The 4,945-nt window shown below is 43.4% G+C and carries 4 protein-coding genes; 1 reads left to right on the top strand and 3 read right to left on the bottom strand.

From position 1 onward, the window contains the following. On the top strand, positions 1-1,008 hold a 1,008-nt coding region (locus VF500_RS16085), incomplete at its 5' end, for an ROK family protein (RefSeq protein ID WP_330860647.1). A gap of 101 nt (positions 1,009-1,109) precedes the next feature. On the opposite strand, the gene VF500_RS16080 is transcribed toward VF500_RS16085, so the two are convergent. The 3 genes from VF500_RS16080 to secF all read right to left on the bottom strand — a co-directional run. Then, positions 1,110-1,958, bottom strand: a complete 849-nt coding sequence (locus VF500_RS16080; RefSeq protein ID WP_330860646.1) for a hydroxymethylglutaryl-CoA lyase — start codon at positions 1,956-1,958, stop codon at positions 1,110-1,112. Between the two features lie 225 nt (positions 1,959-2,183). Next, a complete protein-coding gene (locus VF500_RS16075) occupies positions 2,184-3,497 on the bottom strand; it encodes an NAD(P)/FAD-dependent oxidoreductase (protein ID WP_330860645.1) in 1,314 nt (437 codons plus the stop codon). 245 nt (positions 3,498-3,742) lie between these two features. Beyond that, the coding region (gene secF, locus VF500_RS16070) for a protein translocase subunit SecF (protein WP_330860644.1) at positions 3,743-4,945 on the bottom strand (1,203 nt) is incomplete at its 5' end.

Genomic DNA, 4,945 nt, shown 5'->3' with positions numbered 1-4,945 from the left:
AAATCAAGCGCCATGCATATTTTGGCTATCGCGCTTGATCAGCTCACGGCCCGTATCCAAATGTTCGATCTGCTGAATAATCCCGTTGCTGATATGCTCACCTTTGAGCTTAAACTACTTAATAACCCTGAGGCGCTACCTAAACTGGTTGAAGAGATCAATAATTATATTGTACACAGCGGTATCCCTAAGGACAGGATCGCTGGTATTGGTATCGGTATGCCCGGATTTATCAATATCACCGAAGGTATCAATTACACCTATCTTGATGCCGGCGGCCAAAGCTTAACGGCCTATCTTACTTCAAAAACCGGTATTGCCACTTATATTGATAATGACTCGAGTCTTATTGCTCTTGCCGAACAAAAATTCGGCATAGCCAAATCACAGCAGGAAGTTATGGTAATAAACCTGGGCTGGGGTATTGGTTTGGGGATGATCGTAAATGGCAAACTATTTCGCGGTCACAACGGTTTTGCGGGCGAGCTGAGCCATATACCGTTATCAGAAGATGGCTCCCTTTGCGAATGCGGTAAACGCGGCTGCCTCGAAGCCGAAGCATCCTTATTAGTTGTAGCCCAAAAAGCTATCGCAGGTATAAAAAAAGGCCGTGTAACGAGTTTAAAATACAACGAAGATGATCACTCCAAATTAATGGGTGACGCCCTGATAGAGGCCGCCAACAACGGCGACCAGTTTGCTATTGAACTGTTATCAGATGCAGGCTACAAAATAGGGAAGGCCCTTGCCATCCTTATCCACATCATGAACCCGGCAATTATTGTATTGAGTGGTCGTGGGGCTAAAGTAGCCAAGATCCTGATGGCGCCGATACAGCAGGCCCTTCATAAATACTGTATCCCTCGTTTAGCAGGTGGCACCGAATTGTTGGTGTCTGAACTTGGTTTTGATGCTGAATTGATTGGCGCAGCTGTGCTGGTAATGGAAAATTTTGACAGGGTAGTAAAGACAAAAACTGCTAAAGCAGCTAAGAGCGCAGCGGCGTAAAGAAACTGTCTGAACTCGAATTAAACGAATTATTAGAATTTATTGAATTTGTCCGGTATTCTGGTAATTAACTAATTCTATAAATTCGGGTTCAGACAATATTAGACAAACACTCTTCCTGAATAATCCATCGCTTCCTGAAATTTATCCATATTAAGCCCTATAGGCTCGTTTTGTGTTTTGAGGTAAGCTATCAGGTTTTCGGTGGCGATATTGCCTGTGAGGTCGTCTTTAGCCATGGGGCAGCCGCCGTAGCCTTTTAATGCTGTGTCGAAACGTTTGCATCCGCTTTGGTAAGCAGCAGCTATTTTGGGTTGCCAGGTATCCGGGGTAGAATGCAGGTGGATGCCAAACTCGGTATCGGGAAATAAACGGCAAAGATTTGGATAGATACTGCTGATCTGATCTGCATCTGCAACGCCAATGGTATCGGCAAGGGCAATGTTCTTTATTCCTTCACTGATCAGTTTTTCTGCCCAGTGCTCAATGATGCCGGTGTTCCATTCGTCACCGTAAGGATTACCAAAGCCCATGGAAAGATAAACCAATAATTGCTTGCTGCTTTTACACAGTTCATTTATTCGCTGCACAGTTTCAAACGCCTGCTCAATGGTCGAATTTGTATTTCGAAGCTGAAAAGTTTCGGATATGGAAAATGGATAACCCAAATAGGTGATCTCTTCATGTTTTACCGCATCCTCGGCTCCGCGGTAGTTGGCAATAATAGCCAGAAGCTTTGACCGGGTATTGCTCAGATCAAGCTTTTTTAGCACTTCAGCAGTATCCTGTAGTTGGGGTATGGCCTTTGGCGATACAAAACTGCCAAAATCTATCGTATCAAACCCCACCTGTAAAAGCAGGTTGATATACGCTGCTTTAATATCGGTAGGAATAAAATCGTGAATGCCCTGCATGGCATCGCGGGGGCATTCGGTTATTTTGATTGCCATTATTTTGAATACTAAATATAGTTGATCCCAAGGCTAAATAAACGCCGTCATTGCGAGGAACGAAGCAATACCCAATTGGCAGAGAAGCCATGTATGTGCCTCTGTATAGTTCGGGATTGCTTCGTTCCTCGCAATGACGCTTTTTTACTTTGGATTTAAATGGTTTTGAATCTAAAGTAAAAAAATATCATTGTATTCTGATGTTTCTAACTTAGAACTTCCATCTCAATCAACCGTATTAGGTAAATGCTGGTCTTCGGTTAAACCTTCGCGTTCAAATTTGCGGATTATAAGCCTTGTGCCGCCATTATAAGTTACATAGCTCGATACCCAGTTAATGAATACGATAACCTTATTACGGCCTCCTAAAAGCGATATCAGGTGCACAAACATCCATACCAGCCACGCAAAAAATCCCTGGAACTTCACTTTGCCTAAATCGGCCACTGCTTTATTACGGCCAATGGTTGCCAATGAACCTTTATCGTTGTATTTAAACGGCGACGTTTGCTCGCCATTGATGATATGGATAATGTTTTTGGCTACATGCTGGCCCATCTGTATAGCCACCTGCGCTACACCAGGATGACCTTTAGGTGTTTCGTCGGTGATCATGGCGGCAACGTCGCCAATAGCGAAGATGTTGTTGCTTCCTGTAACCCGGCCAATACTATCTACCTTTATTTTATTTCCGCGCTCAATAACGTCTTTATCAAAACCTTCGGGTACAACGCCCATAACCCCGGCGCTCCAAATCACGTTTTTTGTACGGATGGTTTTACCGCCTTCAAATTTGATTTCTTCGCCGTTGTAGCTTTCAACCTTTACGCCTGTTAGCACTTCAACACCCATGTTGGTCAGGAAGGTACGCGCCGCGTTTGATGCCTGGTCGGAGAATGGCCCCAGTACTTTCGGCAAAAAGTCTACCAGGTAAACCTTCATATCCTCTTTTTTAAGCTCAGGATAATCCTTGGTTAAAACGTGGTTGCGGAGTTCGGCTAATGAGCCTGCAAGCTCAACGCCTGTCGGGCCGGCACCTACCAGTACAAAAGTAAGGTAGGGGTCACGCTCGGCCTTGCCAACTTTGAGCAGCGCTTCCTCAATGTTCTGTAAAATAGAATATCGGAGGTTAAGCGCCTCGGGGATCGACTTCATAGGCATAGCATAATGCTCAATATCCTTATTGCCGAAAAAGTTGGTAGTTGAGCCGGTAGCTATCACCAGGTAATCATAAGCTATATTACCTATGGTAGTTTCAAGCGTATTGGTCTCTGCATCTACTTTAGTTACTTCGGCTATCCTGAAGCGGAAATTTTTTTGACTGGCAAAATTTTTCCGCAGGGAGAACGCAATGGACTCAGATTCGAGGCTGCCCATGGCAACCTGGTATAAAAGGGGTTGAAAGGTATGGTAGTTGTGTTTATCAAGCATCAAAACGTCTACAGGTTTGTCCTTTAGTTGTTTTGCTACCTGCAGGCCGCCAAAGCCGCCGCCTACGATGACTACAAGGGGAAATTTTGAATTATTTGATGTGTCCATTTGTGCAGGTTATCTGTTTAAAAACTTTTTAAGGCAACGTTTGCGTTTTGGGAGTGTAGCGCAATCTCCGTGCCGTCGATTATTTTTTGTATGATTATACGGTGCAAGTATACCTCATTGTACGCGATATGCAACACCATCTGTCGGTGATATTATAGCTTTTTTAATGAGCATTATAGCATAGCATGTCAACAAAAAAGGCCCCAAATTACTTTGGAGCCTTTTAATAATTTTATTCTTTTATATTATTTGAGGTCTTTCTTTCCAAAGTCAACGATCACCGGTGTTGCCACACAGATCGACGAGTATGTACCGAAAAGAACACCAATTAATAACGCGAACGAGAAGCCTTTAATAACGTCACCACCAAAGATGAACAATACTAACAATACGAATACCACTGTTAATGCTGTGATAATGGTACGGCTCAATGTGCTGTTGATAGCCTTGTTAATAACCTCTTCGGGTTTTTCATTCTTGTTGGAGTGATCCAGGAACTCGCGGATCCTGTCAAATACTACCACGGTATCGTTAATTGAATAACCGATAACAGTTAATATCGCAGCGATGAACGCCTGGTCAATATCCAGAGAGAACGGAAGGAAACCATTGAATAATGAGAAGAACGATAATACCAATAAAGCATCGTGCGCTGTCGCGATCATCGCACCTAAGCTGAACTGCCATTTGCGGAAACGGATCAGGATATAAGCCGAGATCACAAATATGGCGAACAATACGGTATAGATAGCTGATGTTTTTAACTCATCGGCAATAGTTGCACTTACTTTTGAACCACCTAAAATGTTGCTGTCGGTAATTTTTGTTTCAGGTTTGCTGGCCAGTTTGCTAACAAGGGTAGCCCTTACTTTAACATCAGCAGCTGTTGAGTTATCGTTGAACAAGTAGTTGGTAGTGATGCTAAATTTATCGCTACCCATAGTTTTAACTTCGGTACTACGACCTAAAGTAGCATCAATTGCGTCGTGTATCTGCTCTGTATTAACGGCTTTGTTAGGGAAGCTAACAATGTAGTTACGGCCGCCTTCAAAGTCAACGCCGTAAGTAAAGCCGCGGGTAAAGATAGATACCAGACCGGCTGCAATGAACAAGCCTGAGAAAATGTAGAACTTACCACGATTTTTTACGAACGCGAAGTTCGCGTTTTTAAAGGTATGTGAACTCCATGGGTTTGAGAATTTGATGTCCATGTTTTTGTCAAGCATCCACTCAAATATTACCCTTGAGATCAGCAATGAACAGAACAATGAAGTAGCGATACCGATCATCAATGTAGTTGCAAAACCCTGGATTGGACCTGAACCGAACACAAACAGGATCAAACCGGTAAGGAAGGTACTGATCTGTGAATCGAGGATTGAAGGCAATGCATGTTTGAAACCGTCGGCTATAGCAATCCTTAACGATTTGCCAAGGCCAAGCTCTTC

The organism is Mucilaginibacter sp., from assembly GCF_036383575.1.
Classification (GTDB): Bacteria; Bacteroidota; Bacteroidia; order Sphingobacteriales; family Sphingobacteriaceae; genus Mucilaginibacter.
The sequence above is the reverse complement of the archived record's forward strand: the minus strand, read 5'-3'. Positions and strand labels throughout refer to the sequence as shown.

Bases quoted from the DNA above. Each gene is read 5' to 3' on its own strand.
- VF500_RS16080 (WP_330860646.1), bottom strand. From the start codon at position 1,958: ATGGCAATCAAAATAACCGAATGCCCCCGCGATGCCATGCAGGGCATT.
- VF500_RS16075 (WP_330860645.1), bottom strand. From the start codon at position 3,497: ATGGACACATCAAATAATTCAAAATTTCCCCTTGTAGTCATCGTAGGC.